Below are 15,745 nucleotides of genomic sequence, written 5' to 3'. Positions count from 1 at the left end.
CCGGAACGAACAACCCACAGAACAATTCGAGCCTTCGCAGACTCGTGTGATGGAGGTTCCGCCCGACAAGCCGGCGAAGCGCAGGCGACGGTGGTGGATGGGCGCACTCATCGCCCTCGTGATCACCGTCATCCTGCTGCTCGTAGCGTTCTTCGTGGGCGATGCCCTCGCCCGGCAATACGCCACGGGGCTTATCAGGGAGAAGATCGTTGCGGCGCTCAAACTCGACCCCAACGCCGCGGTCGATGTGAACCTCGGGGACGGCTCCATCCTGCTCCAGGCCGCCGCCGGAAGCCTCGACGACCTGAGGGTGCACATTCCCGATTTCGTTCTCGGCGAGGTCACGGGGGAGGCAGAGATCACGGCCACCGGGGTTCCGATCGACACGTCGAAGCCGCTCGGCACGATGGGCATCGAGGTGACGATCGACGAAGCCAACGTGCAGAAGCTGTCCGGTTATCTCAGCGGCGTCGACCTGACCTCGATTGAACTCCGCGACAAGTTCATCAGGATCGGTACCAATATCGACGTGCTGCTCACCAACATTCCGGTCGCGGTCGACCTGGCGCCGTCGGCGACCGACGGAGGCATCAGCTTCGAGCCGGTGACCGTGCTGCTGGGCGACCAACAGGTGTCGGTCGCCGACCTGCGCGCGATCCCGGGAATTTCAGGCATCGTCGGAAACCTGCTCGGCTCCCGCACGGTGTGCGTCGCCAGTTACCTGCCCCGGGGGCTGACCGTCGAGGATGTGACGGTCGTCGGAACCGACCTCGTCGTGTCGATCAATGGTGATGGAGTCGCTCTCGAGGGCGCGGGTTTCTCCCAGCAGGGCACCTGCCCTCCGTCATAAACAGCCGCCCTCAAGCTCTGCCCCGATAAGCTCAGTGCCCGCGGGACACCACGCGGTAGTGCCCGATCGCTCCAAGATTCTTCGTGAGGTTCAGTGACCAGCAATCCGCTTGCCCCCTCGTGGCTCGCCGTCCCGGCTGACGCGAATGAACTCGCCACCGCGGTGTGGTCGAAGAACAGCAGTCGCGACGCCGCAGGCGAACTCGTCATCGCCGGGGTCGCCGCCTCGACCATCGCCGCCCAATTCGGAACCCCCGTCTACGTCGTCGATGAGCTTGACGCGCGCAGCCGGGCCGTCGAGATCCGGCAGTGCTTCAGTGACGAATTCGCCAGGGTGGGCGGATCCGTCAAGGTCTACTACGCGGGTAAGGCGTTCCTCTCGATCGAGGTGGCGAGGTGGATGAACGAGGCAGGGCTCAACATCGACGTCGCCAGCGGGGGAGAACTCGCCGTCGCCCTCGCGGCAGGCGTCGAGCCACGTCGTTTGGGCCTGCACGGCAACAATAAGTCTCTCGCCGAGATCGACCGCGCGGTGGCTATCGGAATCGGTGCCATCGTCATCGACAGCGAGGTCGAGATCTCGCGCATAGCGGAGGCTGCGACTCGCCACGGCGTGGTGCAGCCCGTACGCCTGCGCATCAACAGCGGAGTGCACGCGTCTACCCACGAATACCTTGCGACAGCCCGCGAGGACCAGAAGTTCGGAATTCCGCTCGTGGATGCCGCGGCTCATGTCGCCCTCATCCGCGCCGAACCCTCGCTCACATTCCTCGGCCTGCACTCCCACATCGGCTCGCAGATTTTCGAGTCGAGTGGATTCGCTGAGGCCGCACGCCGACTTTTCGCGCTGCACGCCGAGCTTCTTGCTGGCGGTCCGGTTCCCGAACTGAACCTCGGCGGTGGCTTCGGAATCGCCTACACGAGCGTCGACGCGCCGCTGCCCATCGCCGAGATCGCCGCCCGGTTCGCGCAGATCGTCTCGGAGGGTGCTGCAACGTTGGGCATCCCCATTCCGGTGGTCGCGATCGAGCCGGGGCGCTCCATCATCGGGCCGTCAACGACCACGCTCTACACGGTCGGGACGATCAAGGACGTGCTGGTGGACGGCACGGATGTTCGCCGATACGTCAGCGTCGACGGGGGCATGAGCGACAACATCCGTCCGTCCCTGTATCGCGCCGACTATTCGGTGCGGCTCGCCAACCGGTCATCGACCGCAGAACCCAGCCTCGTGCGCATCGCGGGCAAGCACTGCGAATCAGGTGACATCGTCGTGCACGCCGACTACCTGCCGGGCGACGTGACCCCCGGTGACCTGGTGGGCGTGCCAGCGACCGGCGCATACGGCTGGGCCATGGCCAGCAACTACAACTACCTCGGTCGGCCTCCCGTGGTGGCCGTGCGCGGTGGGGTCGCGCGAGTCATCGTGCGCGGTGAGACCGAGGAAGACCTACTCAGCAGGGACGCGGGCATCCGTGTCAGCACAGCCAAGGGAGCACAGTCGTGATCGAACAACGTAAGCTGCGGGTCGCCGTCCTCGGGGGTGGCAGCGTCGGCTCACAGGTCGCCAGCCTGCTGATCGCCCACGGTGACGAACTCGCTGCGCGTGCCGGAGCTGTGCTGGAGGTCGTCGGGGTCGTCGTACGCAACCTCGATGCTCCGCGCGATGGAGACATCCCCAGGGAACTATTGACGACAGATGCGTCGGCGCTGATCCTGCAGGCAGACATCGTCGTCGAGCTCATCGGCGGACTGGAGCCTGCGCGCACCCTGATCCTGGAGGCTCTCAACTCGGGAGCCGACGTCATCACAGCGAACAAGGCGTTGCTGGCGACGCATGGCCCCGAACTCTTCGAGGCGGCCGAACAGGTTGGCGCCCAGCTGCACTACGAGGCAGCCGTCGGTGGCGCGATTCCGATCATCCGGCCGCTGCGCGACAGCCTCGCCGGCGATCGGGTGAGCCGCATCCTCGGGATCGTGAACGGCACGACCAACTACATCCTCGATCGCATGGATGTCGAAGGTGACACCCTGGAGAACGCACTCGCGGAAGCAACGAGGCTCGGATACGCAGAAGCAGACCCGACAGCCGACATCGAGGGATTCGACGCCGCACAGAAGGCCGCGATTCTCGCAAGCCTCGCCTTCCACACGACGGTGCCGCTCGAGGCCGTGCATCGTGAGGGCATGACCTCGGTCACGCTCGAGCAGGTGGTCTCCGCGCGTAAGGCCGGCTACGCAGTCAAACTGCTGGCCATCTGCGAGCGGATCACGGATGCCGCCACCGGAGTCGAGGGAGTGACCGCCCGTGTGCATCCCGCCCTCGTGCCGCTCAGCCATCCGCTCGCGTCGGTGCACGGCGCCAACAACGCCGTGTTCGTCGAAGCGGAGGCGGCGGGCAGCCTGATGTTCTACGGTGCAGGGGCCGGTGGCATCCAGACCGCATCGGCGGTGCTCGGTGACATCGTCTCGGCCGCCCGTCGTCACGTTGCTGGCGGGCCAGGCGTCGCGGAGTCCACCCAGGCCAACCTGCCGGTGCTTCCCATGTCAAGCGTGACTACGAAGTACCAGATCACCCTGACCGTGGTCGACGAGCCTGGCGTGCTCGCGGCCATCGCCACGCAGTTCAGCGATCGGGGCGTTTCTGTCGAAGCCGTGTCGCAGTCGGTGCGGGACGGCGGGGATGAGGCCCGTCCCACCGCTACCCTTGTCATAGTTACCCATCGCGCCGCAGAGTCATCTCTCGCCGCGACGGTAACCGCGCTCGCCGCGAGTCCCGTGGTGTCGAGTGTTGTCTCAGTTCTACGAGTTGAAGGACAGTAATCAGTGGCCCACCAGTGGCGCGGAGTTCTCCGCGAGTATGCCGACCGCCTCGACATCTCTGATGCGACCCCGATCATCACCCTCGGTGAGGGTGGAACTCCGCTCATCCCGGCTGACGCGCTGTCGCACCGCACCGGCGCGAAGGTCTGGGTCAAATACGAGGGAATAAACCCGACGGGTTCGTTCAAGGACCGCGGCATGACCATGGCCGTATCCAAGGCGGCCGAGCACGGCGCGAAAGCCGTCATCTGTGCCTCGACCGGAAACACCTCCGCCAGCGCGGCGGCCTATGCCACCCATGCCGGCCTCACCGCCGCCGTGCTCGTACCCGAGGGCAAGATCGCGCTCGGTAAGCTCGCCCAGGCCATCGCCCATGGCGCGGAGCTCATCCAGGTGCAGGGCAACTTCGACGACTGCCTCGAGATGGCTCGTGAACTGGCGAACAACTACCCGGTCCACCTTGTCAACTCGGTCAACCCCGACCGCATCGAGGGCCAGAAGACCGCGGCTTTCGAGGTCATCGAGGTGCTGGGTGATGCTCCGGATTTCCACATCGTCCCTGTCGGTAACGCGGGCAACTACACCGCGTACCACCGCGGATACACCGAAGACCTCGTGCGCAAGGCGAGCACCAAGCTGCCTCGGATGTTCGGATTCCAGGCCGCTGGCAGCGCACCGCTCGTGCTCGGTCGCGTCGTCAAGAACCCCGAGACGCTCGCCAGCGCTATCCGCATCGGCAACCCGGCCTCGTGGGAGCTCGCCCTCGCCGCTCGCGAGAACAGCGACGGATACTTCGGCTCCATCACTGACGACAAGATCCTCGAGGCGTACCGCATCCTGTCCGCCGAGGTCGGGATTTTCGTCGAGCCAGCCTCAGCCATCAGCGTTGCCGGGCTTCTCGAACGCTCAGAGGCCGGCATGATCCCGAAGGGATCCACCGTGGTGCTGACGGTGACGGGGCACGGCCTGAAAGATCCACAGTGGGCCCTGCGTACAGCCGATGGCGACGAGATCGTTCCGACTGTCGTGCCGGTCGATGCCGACGAGATCGCGAGCGTGCTCGGTCTGGTGAAGGCACGCGCTTGACCCTCGGCTCAGCGGTCGCCGGGCGATCGGTGGTCGTTCGCGTCCCGGCGACGTCGGCCAATCTCGGGCCAGGCTTCGACACTCTCGGTCTCGCTCTCGCGATCTACGACGAGCTCGTGGTCACAGCAACCGACGAGAGAGGCGTCGTGGTCGACGTCACCGGCGTGGGCAAGGGCGAGGTTCCGACCGACGAGTCCAACCTCGTCGCCAGTTCCATCGCGTACACCTTCGCCCGCGTCGGCCAGCCGGTTCCCGGATTGCACCTCAGCGCGAACAACGTCATCCCGCACGGGGGCGGTCTCGGATCATCGGCCGCAGCGATCGTATCCGGCGTCATGGCCGCGAAGGGGTTGCTCGAGGGCATCGCCGAGCTCGACATCGACCTGATGCTCGAGATCGCGACAGAGCTCGAAGGTCATCCAGACAACGTCGCGCCAGCACTGTTCGGAGGCCTGACCATTGCGTGGACGGCGGATTCCGTGCCGCGCGCAAGAAAGCTCCTCGTGCACCGGGCCGTATCCCCGCTCGTGTTCGTGCCGGGTCACTCTGTGTCAACGGCCGTCGCGCGAAGCCTGCAGCCGGCATCCGTCCCCTTCGAGGATGCCGTCTTCAATCTCTCGAGGTCGGCGCTGCTGATCGCTGCTCTCACCCAGAGCCCCGAGCTCCTGTTCGAAGCGACCGAAGACCGCCTGCACCAGGACTACCGTGCGAGTGCCATGCCGGAGACCAATTCGCTCGTGCACACACTGCGTGATCACAGGTTCGCGGCGGTGGTGTCAGGCGCGGGCCCGTCGATTTTAGTGCTCGCCAGCCAGCCGTCAGATCGGGCTGCGGCCGCTGTGCTCGTCGCAGAACACGCCGAGAACCCGTGGCGCGCGACCATGGCTGCCGTCGATTTCAAAGGTGCTACAGTGAAGGCGCACCAGGTAGAAGTGAAGCCCCAGCAGTAGCTTCCCGGTTGCATCATCACCCTCATCTCGTGGCATCCGATTCCTGCGCACCCGCGCAGACAGCCCGGGCTGATCAGCTCTCCTGCGATTAGCAACTTTTCGGCAGGGGAAAGGACATCACCAGTGACGAACGTCAACTCAAGCTCACACCTGAGCGCACTCAAACTTCCCGAGCTGCAGGCTCTCGCCAGCTCGCTCGGTATCAGTGGCGCATCCAAGCTTCGTAAGGGAGACCTCGTGGCCGCGATCAGCGACAAACAGGGCGGCGCAGCAGCCGCTCCGATTCCGGCGACAGCTTCGGCCGAGCCGGTAGCAGTCGAGACGGCAGCGGTCGAGACCCCAGTAGTCGAGACAGTCGCAGTCGAGACAGTCGCAGCCGACGCTCCGGAGGCCGCACCGGTCGCGCGCAAGCGCACGTCGCGTCGCGTCACCAGCGCCGACACCGCGGCCATCGCTGCGGCCCCGGTCCTCGCCGGAGCTCCCGTCGTCGACGCGACCACCGCTGCTACACAGGATGACGAGCAGGCGCCCGCCCCTACTGACCCGCAGGAGCCAGCCACCCGGCCAGCCCGCCGCCCGTCTCGGCGTGCCAGTTCACACGCAGCCGGGGCCGAGTCCGGCCTCGAAGATCCCACCCCGGCTGATGTCGCAGTCGAGGCTCCGGCACGCGAGTCGGCCGACACCGCCAACGACACCGCTAACGACACCGCCTCCGATACCGCCAACGACGGCGAGCAGGAGGGTGGCTCAAGCCGTTCTTCGCGCAACCGCAACAGGAACCGCAACGCCGACCGCAACGCCGACCGCAACGCCGACCGCAATATTGACCGGAAGCAGGGCGGTGAGCCCGAGGGCCAGCAGAACAATGCCCAGCAGAACAACGGCCAGGAGGGTGGTCGTCAACAGAACGGTCGCCAGCAGGGCATTGGACAGAACCGTGACAACCAGCAGCGCGACAACCAGCAGGCTGACCAGAACCGCAACAACCAGAACCGCGACAACCAGCGGGTTCAGGATGGCGACCTCGAGGGTGGCAACGGTCGCAGCCGCTACCGTGACCGCAAGCGCGGGCGCGGTCCGGTCGGCGACGACTTCGAGCCCGAGATCACCGAAGATGACGTGCTCATCCCGGTCGCCGGCATCCTCGATGTGCTCGACAACTATGCTTTCGTGCGCACCTCGGGCTACCTGCCGGGTAACAACGACGTCTACGTCTCGCTCGGCCAGGTCAAGAAGTACAACCTGCGTAAGGGTGACGCCGTTGTCGGCGCCATCCGCCAGCCGCGCGAGGGTGACAACAGCCAGGGCCGCCAGAAGTACAACGCGATCGTGCGCATCGACTCGATCAACGGACTGCCCGTCGACGAGGCCGCCGATCGCGTCGAATTCGGCAAGCTCACGCCGCTCTACCCGCAGGAGCGCCTGCGCCTCGAGACCGAGCCCGGAAAGCTCTCGACCCGCATCATCGACCTCCTGTCGCCGATCGGTAAGGGCCAGCGCGGCCTGATCGTCTCCCCGCCCAAGGCAGGCAAGACCCTCGTGCTGCAGGCGATCGCGAACTCCATCGCCAAGAACAACCCCGAAGTGCACCTCATGGTCGTGCTCGTCGACGAGCGCCCGGAAGAGGTCACCGAGATGCAGCGCACAGTCAAGGGTGAGGTTATTGCCTCCACCTTCGACCGTCCGGCTGAAGACCACACCACTGTCGCCGAGCTCGCCATCGAGCGTGCCAAGCGACTGGTCGAGCTCGGTCACGACGTGGTCGTGCTTCTCGACTCGATCACGCGCCTCGGCCGGGCCTACAACCTGACAGCCCCGGCCTCGGGCCGCATCCTCTCCGGCGGCGTCGACTCGTCTGCGCTCTACCCGCCGAAGCGGTTCTTCGGTGCAGCCCGCAACATCGAGGAGGGCGGATCGCTCACCATCATCGCGACCGCGCTCGTCGAGACCGGCTCCAAGATGGATGAGGTCATCTTCGAGGAGTTCAAGGGCACCGGCAACATGGAACTGCGCCTGTCGCGCCAGCTCGCCGACAAGCGGATCTTCCCTGCGGTCGACGTCAACGCGTCAGGAACCCGTCGCGAGGAGATGCTGATGGGTGCCGACGAGGTCAAGGTCACCTGGCAGCTGCGTCGCGCCCTCGCTGGCCTCGACCAGCAGCAAGCCGTCGAGATCGTCCTGGGTCGCCTGAAGGAGACCCAGACCAATGTCGAGTTCCTCATGCAGGTGCAGAAGTCGATGCCCGGCACCAACGGATCCAAAGAGGACTAAACATGTTCGAGTCAGTGCAGACGCTGCTGGCCGAACATGATGAGCTTCAGAATCAGCTTGCTGACCCTGAACTGCACTCAGATCCGGCCAGGAGTAAGAAGGTAAACCGACGTTACGCCGAGCTTGCGCGCATCATCGCTGCCTATCACGAGTGGCGGCAGTTGACGGATGATGTGGCCGCTGCGACCGAGATGGCTGCCGAAGACGAGTCGTTCGCGTCAGAGCTGCCGGGTCTCACGGAGTTTCTCGAGGTCGCACAGGAGAAGCTGCGACGCCTGCTGATCCCACGCGACCCCAACGACGCTCGAGACGTCATCATGGAGATCAAGATGGGCGAGGGCGGTGCGGAATCCGCCCTCTTCGCTGGTGACCTGTTGCGCATGTACCTGCACTACGCGGAGTCGAAGAAGTGGAAGACCGAGATCATCGAGCAGACCTCGAGCGACCTCGGTGGCATCAAAGACGTGCAGGTCGCGTTCAAGGGTAATTCCAGTGACCCCGCAGAAGGTATCTGGGCCCACTTCAAGTACGAGGGTGGCGTTCACCGCGTTCAGCGTGTTCCCGCGACCGAGTCACAGGGGCGCATTCACACGTCCGCGGCCGGCGTGCTCGTCTTCCCCGAGGTCGATGAGCCCGAGGAGGTCGAGATCAGCCAGAACGACCTGAAGATCGACGTGTACCGCTCCAGTGGTCCCGGTGGCCAGTCGGTCAACACGACCGACTCTGCTGTGCGCATCACCCATCTTCCGACGGGGATCGTCGTGGCGATGCAGAACGAGAAATCGCAGCTGCAGAACCGTGAGGCCGGCATGCGTGTGCTGCGCGCCCGCATCCTCGCTCGGTACCAGGAGGAGGCGGATGCCGAGGCTTCCGTCTATCGCAAGAGCCAGATCCGCACCATGGACCGTTCGGAGCGCATCCGCACCTACAATTTCCCCGAGAACCGCATCGCCGATCACCGCACCGGTTACAAGGCGTACAACCTCGATGCCGTGATGAACGGAGCGCTCGAGCCGGTTATCCAGTCCTGCATTATCGCGGATGAGGAATCGCGGCTCGATGCTCTCGGCGCCGACGAGTAATCCACTCAGGGTCGGAAAGCCCATCGACACCATGATCTCCCTGACAGAACTGCTCCAGCGGGCAATCGACACGCTATCAAGCGCCGGAATCACGAATCCGTCGGTCGACGCCGAACTTCTCGTCGGGCACGTGCTCGGCCTCAGCCGCGGGGGAGTGCAGGCGAAGGCGGTCACCGGGACGATCGTCTCCGCTGAGGATTCCGCCACGATCGAGCAACTCGTGAAACGCCGTGCCGCGAGGGAGCCCCTGCAGCACATCACCGGCAGGGCGGCGTTCCGCCAGCTCGAACTTGCCGTCGGCCCCGGGGTCTTTGTTCCGAGGCCGGAGACGGAATTCGTGGCCCAGTTCGCCATCGATGCGCTTCGGGCCACGGCCTCACCCGAACCGGTCGGCGTCGATTTGGGTATGGGCAGTGGCGCGATCGCGCTGGCCATGGCCACCGAGGTTGCTCATGCCCGCGTCTATGGTGTCGAGGTGTCGCCTCGTGCTTTCGTCTGGGCGCGGCAGAACTTCCGCACCGTCGATGCGCCCAACGCCACCGCCGTCTTCATCGACCTCGCGCACGCCCTCCCGAGCCTCGATGGCAGTGTCGATGTCGTCATCTCCAATCCGCCGTACATTCCGCTCGGTGCCATCCCGCGCGATCCCGAGGTGCGACTGTTCGACCCCGAGATCGCGCTGTACGGGGGGCACGATGGCCTGGATGTCGTTCGCCAGGTCTCGGCGACGGCTCTGCGTCTGCTGCGCCGGGGTGGCTCGCTCATCCTCGAGCACGGCGAGTTGCAGGCCGCGGAGATAGGGGCGCTGCTCAGACACGACGGATGGACGGCAATCGCCCACCACCGCGACCTCCTCGGTCGTGATCGCGCGACGACTGCGCTGCGCTAGAACTCAGCCCTGGCCTGCTCCAGTGGCGCGCTCCTCGGCGAAGGCCTCGATCGCGGAGAGCATTCCCGAGGCCGAGCCGTAATGGTAGGCAGTGATACCGATGGAGCGGGCTCCGTCGACATTCTCGCGCATGTCGTCGGCGAAGAACGCGTTCGCCGCGGCGGTGTCGTACGCCGCCAGCACTCGTTCGAAGACCACGGGATGGGGTTTGCGCGCCCGATAGTGGCTTGAGGTCAGCAGGTGTTCGCCGAATAGCTCGACGAGCTCTGGTGCGAGGGTGTGCAGATGCTTTGCGGTGAGGGCGTTGTTGTTGGTCAGCAGTGTGATTGTTCCGAGCTCGGATGCCCGGCGAACCGCAGCGATGGCATCGGGCCGCACGGTCATCGCCGAACCGCGCACCCGCACCCATTCGTCCTCGTCTACATCGACACCGATCGACTCGGTGAAGGCGCTGAGGTAAGCGTCCGGCATCTCGAACCGCCCTGCCTCACCGGCCCACTCGCCGTCGTCGTGCCACCAGCGTTCGCGCAACTCGGCGAGGGACAACCCGGTGAGCTCGGTCATTCCGGCCATCCGGACGCGCCAGTCGTAGTCGTAGAGCACGTCGTCCATGTCGAAGATAAACAGCAGGTTCATCGGTGCAACCTCACGAACGCCCGGGTGCCAGGGAGAAGCGACTGGGAGCTGGGGTCAGGATCAGAGAAGTAGATATCCACGGCATCATCCAGTCTTTCACGCCCTGGCGACGCGACCGTTCGCGAGCTTCGGGGCTTCCACGAGTAGCATGGACGCGACATGGGACCCATCTACGATTGCTCGGTTGAGGCCGAGCTCCTCACCGGCATGCGTCTCGCTCGGGTCGCGATCAGTCGCGGGGAGCTCGTCGTGATACCCACCGACACCGTCTACGGTCTTGCTGCCGACGCGTTCAACCCGGCCGCCGTTCAAAAGCTGATCGACGCGAAGGGGCGCACGCGGCAGTCCCCTCCGCCGGTGTTGATTCCGGGCATACCTACCCTCGACGCGCTTGCCGAGAGCGTTCCCGACGAGGTGCGCCTGTTGGTGGAGACATTCTGGCCCGGCGCGCTGACGATCATCCTTCCAGCACAAACGTCGCTTCAATGGGACCTCGGGGAGACAAGGGGCACAGTCGCGCTGCGCATGCCCTCGAACCGCATCGCGCTCGAACTCCTGTCAGAAACCGGCCCGCTCGCGGTGTCGAGTGCCAACCTCACGGGTGAGCCCGCGGCGACCACCGCGGCGGGCGCCGAAGCCATGCTGGGGGATTCGGTCAGCATCTTCCTCGACGACGGCGAAGGTGGATCCGTGTCATCGACGATCGTAGATGCCACGTCACTCTCGCTCCCCGACGGCAAGCTGCGCATCGTGCGTGAAGGTACGATCTCGACCGAGCGGATCCATGCTGTCGTGGGGGCCGATCGATGCGAATAGTCTTCTATCTCATCGTCACGGGGGTCGCGGCGGTCGTCACCTACGCGCTGGCAATCGTAATCTGGAAGCTCAGTACGAAATACCGCCTGTATCCGACGATCCGCGACCGTGACGTCCATACCAGGCCGACGCCACGGCTGGGTGGCGTCGCGATGTTCTTCGGGATGCTCATCGCCTTCGCCGTGGCATCCCAGATCGACAGTTTCAGCATCGTCTTCACGGAGCCTGGCAAGGTGCTCGGCCTGTTGGGTGCGGCATCGATCATCGTGCTTATCGGGGTTGCTGACGACATCTGGGATCTGGACTGGGTTACGAAGCTGGCCGGGCAGTTCATCGCGGCCGGCCTGCTCGCCTGGCAGGGGGTCCAGATCATCACCGTTCCCATCTTCGGACGCACGATCCTGTCACCGTACGTGCTCCTGATCATCACGGTCTTCGCGATCGTGCTCGTCATGAACGCGATCAATTTCATCGATGGGCTGGATGGGCTGGTCACGGGCGTCGCTCTGATCGCCAACGGCGTGTTCTTCGTCTATACGTATGTGCTCCAGTCGAGCGCCCAAACCGAGTACTTCAACCTCGCCTCCCTCATCTCAGCTGTGTTGATCGGCGCGTGCATCGGCTTCCTGCCGCTGAATTTCCATCCGGCGAAGCTGTTCATGGGCGATGCCGGCGCATTGCTCGTCGGTCTACTGATGGCGGCATCGGCCATCTCTGTCACCGGCCAGGTCGATCCAGACGTCCTGAATCAGCCAGACCAGTTCACTGCGTCGTTGTTGCCGGCGTTCATTCCGATCCTGCTCCCCTTCGCAGTGCTGGTGATCCCGCTGCTCGATTTCGGTCTCGCGATTGTGCGTCGACTGCGCGCCGGCAAGTCGCCGTTCTCGGCTGACCGGAAGCATCTGCATCACCGACTTCTCGATATGGGACACCCGCACCTGCACGCCGTGCTGATCTTCTACGCCTGGACGTTCGTTGTCTCAGTCGGTGTGCTCGCTTATCGCTTCGTGCCCTGGTACGTCGCCACGCTGTTGATCGTGGTCGGCCTGATCATCTGTACGGTCGTCACCCTCTCACCCCTGAGCAAGCGCAAAGCGCTCGAGGTGCGCGCCCAGTCCGCGGGCGATGATGGCGCAGACCCCCGCTTCGACGCGCTGGATGAAGCAGCAGACGAAGACCTTCTCAACGCAGCAGCATCGGCCCCCGACCCGAAAGAATCTCCAGTATGAAGACAGCAACAATTCTCGCCAGGGCGATCGTCTACGGGGCGATCCTGACCGCGATCATCGCGATCGTGGGTTCGGTGGTGGGATACCTCGTCGCCGGCAATCCCGGACTCATCAGCGCGCTTGTGGGTGCTGGCCTCACGGCGCTCTTCATGGGATTCACGGCACTGAGCATCGTGCTCGCCGCGAAGATCACCCACAATGAGCCGTCGAGCACCCTGTTCTTCGGCATCGTGCTCGGAGTGTGGTTATTGAAATTCGTGGTCTTCATCGCGATTCTCGTGATCCTGCGCGATCAGCCTTTCATCGAGCCCCTGGTGATGTTCTTTTCTATCCTCGCTGCCGTCATCGGCAGTCTTGCGGTCGATGTCGTCGCATTCGTGGGCGCACGGGTGCCACACGTGGGTGCTGTTGCACTTCCCGATAGCGCCGATGAGGGGGCAAAAGGCTAGTTCGTGTTCTTCACCCTGTCGAAGTCTTGGTAGAGTCTTAGAGAACGCCCCCCACCTTTCGTCGCCGCGTGTTTTCACGCCCCGATTCTGGAGCCAGCGCTGTTACACCACGCTCTCACCCTTCTCCCCTTCGTCGCCGCTGCCGGTCCGGACGACGGTGAGTTCAAGGGACCCACGCTGGAAGACTTCTTCCCGCCTGTCCTCTTCTTCGAGGGCACGCCGTTTGAAATCAACCGCGTCATCCTGATTCGCTTCTTCGTCGTCGCGGTCATCGTCCTGGTCTTCTGGCTCGGCACCCGGCGCATGAAGATGATCCCCGGCCGAGGCCAGTCGATCATCGAATCCATCCTCGGCTTCGTGCAGTCCAACATCGTCGAGGGAAACCTCGGCAAAAAGGAAGGCGCTCGCTTCCTGCCGGTCATCACGGCGATCTTCATCACCGTGCTGGGAATGAACGTCACTGGAATCGTCCCGGGCATCAACCTCACCGGAACGTCGGTGATCGGGCTCCCGCTCGTGCTGGCACTGGTCGCATACGTCACCTTCATTTACGCAGGCGTGAAGAAGTCGGGCGGCGGGTTCTTTAAATCGGCGCTGTTCCCGTCCGGCGTCCCGGCCGCGCTCTATGTGATCGTGACCCCGATCGAGTTCCTGTCGACCTTCATCCTGCGGCCGGTCACGCTCGCCCTCCGACTCCTGATGAACATGATCGCCGGCCACATGCTGCTGGTGCTTTGTTTCTCGGCCACGCAGTTCTTCTTCTTCAGCGCTGGCGGATTCTTCGCCCTCTTCGGCGTCGGAACCCTGGCATTCGGTTTCATCTTCACCATCTTCGAGATCCTCGTCGCCGTGCTTCAGGCATACGTCTTCGCTTTTCTCACCGCCGCCTACATCCAGCTCGCGCTGGCTGAAGATCACTAAACGAGCCTGGCACTCGCCAGTTCGCCCCCCTGAAAGGAAACACACGTGGACCCCATCACGACCGTCGCCGAGATCAACGGCCACCTCGCGCCGATCGCCTTCGGCATCGCGACCATCGGCCCCGCCATCGGCGTGGGTATCGTCGTCGGAAAAACCGTCGAGTCGGTTGCGCGCCAGCCTGAACTGCAGGGACGCCTGACCGGCCTCATGTTCCTCGGCATTGCGTTCACCGAGGCTCTCGCGTTCGTCGCGATCGCCGTCGCGTTCATCCCGTTCCCGTAGCAATCACCAGTCATAGAGGAGGCAGGAATGCTTAGCGCAATCCTGACTGCGGTAGCGGAAACCAAGGCAGCGCCTAACCCGCTTCTGCCCGAGTCGTACGACATCATCTGGTCGGCCGTCTGTTTCGCGATCATCCTGTTCGTTTTCTGGAGGAAGTTCCTTCCTTCGGTCAAGAAGACGCTGGATGCCCGGTCCGAGGCCATCGAGGGTGGCATAAAGAAGGCCGAGATCGCCCAGGCCGAGGCCGCTGCGGCGCTATCCCAGTACAAGGATCAGCTCGCTGAGGGTCGTGCCGAGGCTGCGAAGATCCGCGATCAGGCTCGCGCTGACGGTACGAGGATTCTCGCGGAACTCAAGGAGCAGGCTGCCATCGAGGCTGCCCGCATCACCTCGAACGCGCAGGCGACCATCGAGGCTGAGCGCCAGGGTGCACTCATTTCGCTGCGGGCCGAGGTCGGATCGCTAGCGATCGACCTCGCATCGGGCGTCATCGGCCAGAGCCTCAGTGACGACAAGCGAGCGTCGACCCTGGTCGACCAGTTCCTCGCCGAGCTCGAAACTGACGACAAGGCCAAGGCAGGCCTGTAATGGGATCGGCAACCAGGGTGGCGCTGGCGGATGCCCGCACGGCGCTCGGCTCGCTCGACATCACCGACGCACTCGAGGCAGGGCAGCAGCTTTTCAGTGCGGGCCGCGTCGTCGGGGATTCAGCGCAGCTGCGTTCGGTGCTTGCGGACCCGTCGGTTGCTGCCACCGAGAAGACGGCAGTGATCGATAGCCTCTTCTCATCGTTCGGAACACCGGCTCGGGCGCTGCTCTCAGGGCTCGTCGCCTCACGATGGTCGACTCAGGATCAGCTTCTCGCGGGAATCGAGGAGATCGGTATTCGTGCCGTTGCCCGTTCCGCGCCCAGTGGCCTGTCGATCGAGAGCGAGCTCTTCGCGTTCGGTGCAGCCGTATCGTCCGATGCGGAGCTTGAGCTCGCCGTAGGCAGCAAGCTCGGTTCGAACTCGGCGAAAGCCGCGCTCGTCGGTGCGCTGCTGAAGGACAAGTCCAGCGAGCAGTCCCTGGCCATCCTGAATCACCTCGTGCAGCAGCCTCGCGGCCGTCGCATCGGCGGTCTCATCCGTACGGCCGCCTCGATCGTCGCCGATCAAGCGGGACTGGCCGTCGCGACCATCACCTCGGCCGCACCCATCAGCGCTGCACAGGTGGATCGACTCCGCGTCGGGCTCTCGAAGAGCTACGGTCGCGATCTCGAGGTCAATCTTGTGGTCGATCCGAGCATCGTGGGCGGAATCCGCGTGCAGGTCGGCGACGACGTCATCGACGGCAGCGTCTCCACTCGCATTAACGAACTCAGACTCAAACTAGCCTCCTAGCCCTCTGGGGCACACCACCAAAGCTTCACCAGTGTCGTGTCGGTGGCATCACCACAACTGGCACCGGCACCAAACTTTTC

General features: G+C 64.3%; 16 protein-coding genes. 15 read left to right on the top strand and 1 reads right to left on the bottom strand.

Features of this window, described 5'->3' with window-relative positions:
- Window positions 1–49: 49 nt before the first annotated feature.
- From IEW81_RS02600 to prmC, 8 genes are all read left to right on the top strand, one after another.
- On the top strand, window positions 50–850 hold the full coding sequence (locus tag IEW81_RS02600; RefSeq protein WP_179691834.1) for an LmeA family phospholipid-binding protein: 801 nt from the start codon (window positions 50–52) through the stop codon (window positions 848–850).
- A gap of 93 nt (window positions 851–943) precedes the next feature.
- A complete protein-coding gene (gene lysA, locus IEW81_RS02595; RefSeq protein ID WP_097060634.1) occupies window positions 944–2,356 on the top strand; it encodes a diaminopimelate decarboxylase in 1,413 nt (470 codons plus the stop codon).
- Window positions 2,353–3,672, top strand: coding sequence for a homoserine dehydrogenase (locus IEW81_RS02590; RefSeq protein WP_097060635.1), 1,320 nt, complete (start codon window positions 2,353–2,355; stop codon window positions 3,670–3,672). The genes lysA and IEW81_RS02590 overlap by 4 nt, the downstream gene beginning before the upstream one ends.
- 3 nt (window positions 3,673–3,675) lie before the next feature.
- Window positions 3,676–4,758 (top strand): threonine synthase, encoded by a 1,083-nt coding sequence (gene thrC, locus IEW81_RS02585; RefSeq protein ID WP_097060636.1) that lies wholly within the window; start codon window positions 3,676–3,678, stop codon window positions 4,756–4,758.
- Window positions 4,755–5,708 (top strand): homoserine kinase, encoded by a 954-nt coding sequence (gene thrB / locus IEW81_RS02580; protein WP_097060637.1) that lies wholly within the window; start codon window positions 4,755–4,757, stop codon window positions 5,706–5,708. Before thrC ends, thrB begins: the two co-directional genes overlap by 4 nt.
- Before the next feature lie 123 nt (window positions 5,709–5,831).
- Window positions 5,832–7,979, top strand: coding sequence for a transcription termination factor Rho (gene rho, locus IEW81_RS02575; protein WP_097060638.1), 2,148 nt, complete (start codon window positions 5,832–5,834; stop codon window positions 7,977–7,979).
- A gap of 2 nt (window positions 7,980–7,981) precedes the next feature.
- A complete protein-coding gene (gene prfA / locus IEW81_RS02570; protein ID WP_097060639.1) occupies window positions 7,982–9,061 on the top strand; it encodes a peptide chain release factor 1 in 1,080 nt (359 codons plus the stop codon).
- A 31-nt stretch (window positions 9,062–9,092) separates the two neighbouring features.
- Window positions 9,093–9,950: a peptide chain release factor N(5)-glutamine methyltransferase gene (prmC, locus tag IEW81_RS02565; RefSeq protein WP_097060939.1), complete on the top strand. Its 858-nt coding sequence runs from the start codon at window positions 9,093–9,095 to the stop codon at window positions 9,948–9,950.
- A gap of 3 nt (window positions 9,951–9,953) precedes the next feature.
- Here prmC and IEW81_RS02560 read toward each other — a convergent pair whose 3' ends face one another.
- The gene (locus IEW81_RS02560; protein WP_097060640.1) at window positions 9,954–10,586 is read right to left on the bottom strand and encodes an HAD family hydrolase; all 633 of its coding nucleotides are present in this window, start codon (window positions 10,584–10,586) and stop codon (window positions 9,954–9,956) included.
- Window positions 10,587–10,745: 159 nt separating this feature from the next.
- Between IEW81_RS02560 and IEW81_RS02555 the strand changes: the two genes are divergently transcribed.
- From IEW81_RS02555 to IEW81_RS02525, 7 genes are all read left to right on the top strand, one after another.
- Window positions 10,746–11,402, top strand: coding sequence for an L-threonylcarbamoyladenylate synthase (locus IEW81_RS02555; protein ID WP_097060641.1), 657 nt, complete (start codon window positions 10,746–10,748; stop codon window positions 11,400–11,402).
- Window positions 11,399–12,631 carry an MraY family glycosyltransferase gene (locus IEW81_RS02550; protein WP_373285379.1) on the top strand — a complete coding sequence of 411 codons (1,233 nt, stop codon included), beginning with the start codon at window positions 11,399–11,401 and terminating at the stop codon, window positions 12,629–12,631. The genes IEW81_RS02555 and IEW81_RS02550 overlap by 4 nt, the downstream gene beginning before the upstream one ends.
- Entirely contained in the window at window positions 12,628–13,080 is a 453-nt protein-coding gene (locus IEW81_RS02545; protein ID WP_097060643.1) for a Cg1360 family ATP-synthase-associated protein, read from the top strand. Before IEW81_RS02550 ends, IEW81_RS02545 begins: the two co-directional genes overlap by 4 nt.
- 99 nt (window positions 13,081–13,179) lie before the next feature.
- The gene (gene atpB, locus IEW81_RS02540) at window positions 13,180–14,001 is read left to right on the top strand and encodes a F0F1 ATP synthase subunit A (protein ID WP_097060644.1); all 822 of its coding nucleotides are present in this window, start codon (window positions 13,180–13,182) and stop codon (window positions 13,999–14,001) included.
- A 54-nt stretch (window positions 14,002–14,055) separates the two neighbouring features.
- Window positions 14,056–14,283, top strand: coding sequence for an ATP synthase F0 subunit C (gene atpE, locus IEW81_RS02535; RefSeq protein ID WP_505952474.1), 228 nt, complete (start codon window positions 14,056–14,058; stop codon window positions 14,281–14,283).
- A 27-nt stretch (window positions 14,284–14,310) separates the two neighbouring features.
- Window positions 14,311–14,871 carry a F0F1 ATP synthase subunit B gene (locus tag IEW81_RS02530; RefSeq protein ID WP_097060646.1) on the top strand — a complete coding sequence of 187 codons (561 nt, stop codon included), beginning with the start codon at window positions 14,311–14,313 and terminating at the stop codon, window positions 14,869–14,871.
- Complete coding sequence (locus IEW81_RS02525; RefSeq protein WP_097060647.1) at window positions 14,871–15,665, top strand: F0F1 ATP synthase subunit delta; 795 nt, start codon at window positions 14,871–14,873, stop codon at window positions 15,663–15,665. Before IEW81_RS02530 ends, IEW81_RS02525 begins: the two co-directional genes overlap by 1 nt.
- Window positions 15,666–15,745: the final 80 nt, after the last annotated feature.

Origin of the sequence: Salinibacterium xinjiangense (genome assembly GCF_014645015.1) — a bacterium.
GTDB classification, from domain to species: Bacteria; Actinomycetota; Actinomycetes; order Actinomycetales; family Microbacteriaceae; genus Rhodoglobus; species Rhodoglobus xinjiangensis.
Note: the sequence above shows the minus strand (reverse complement) of the source record. Positions and strands in the feature narration are given on the sequence as shown.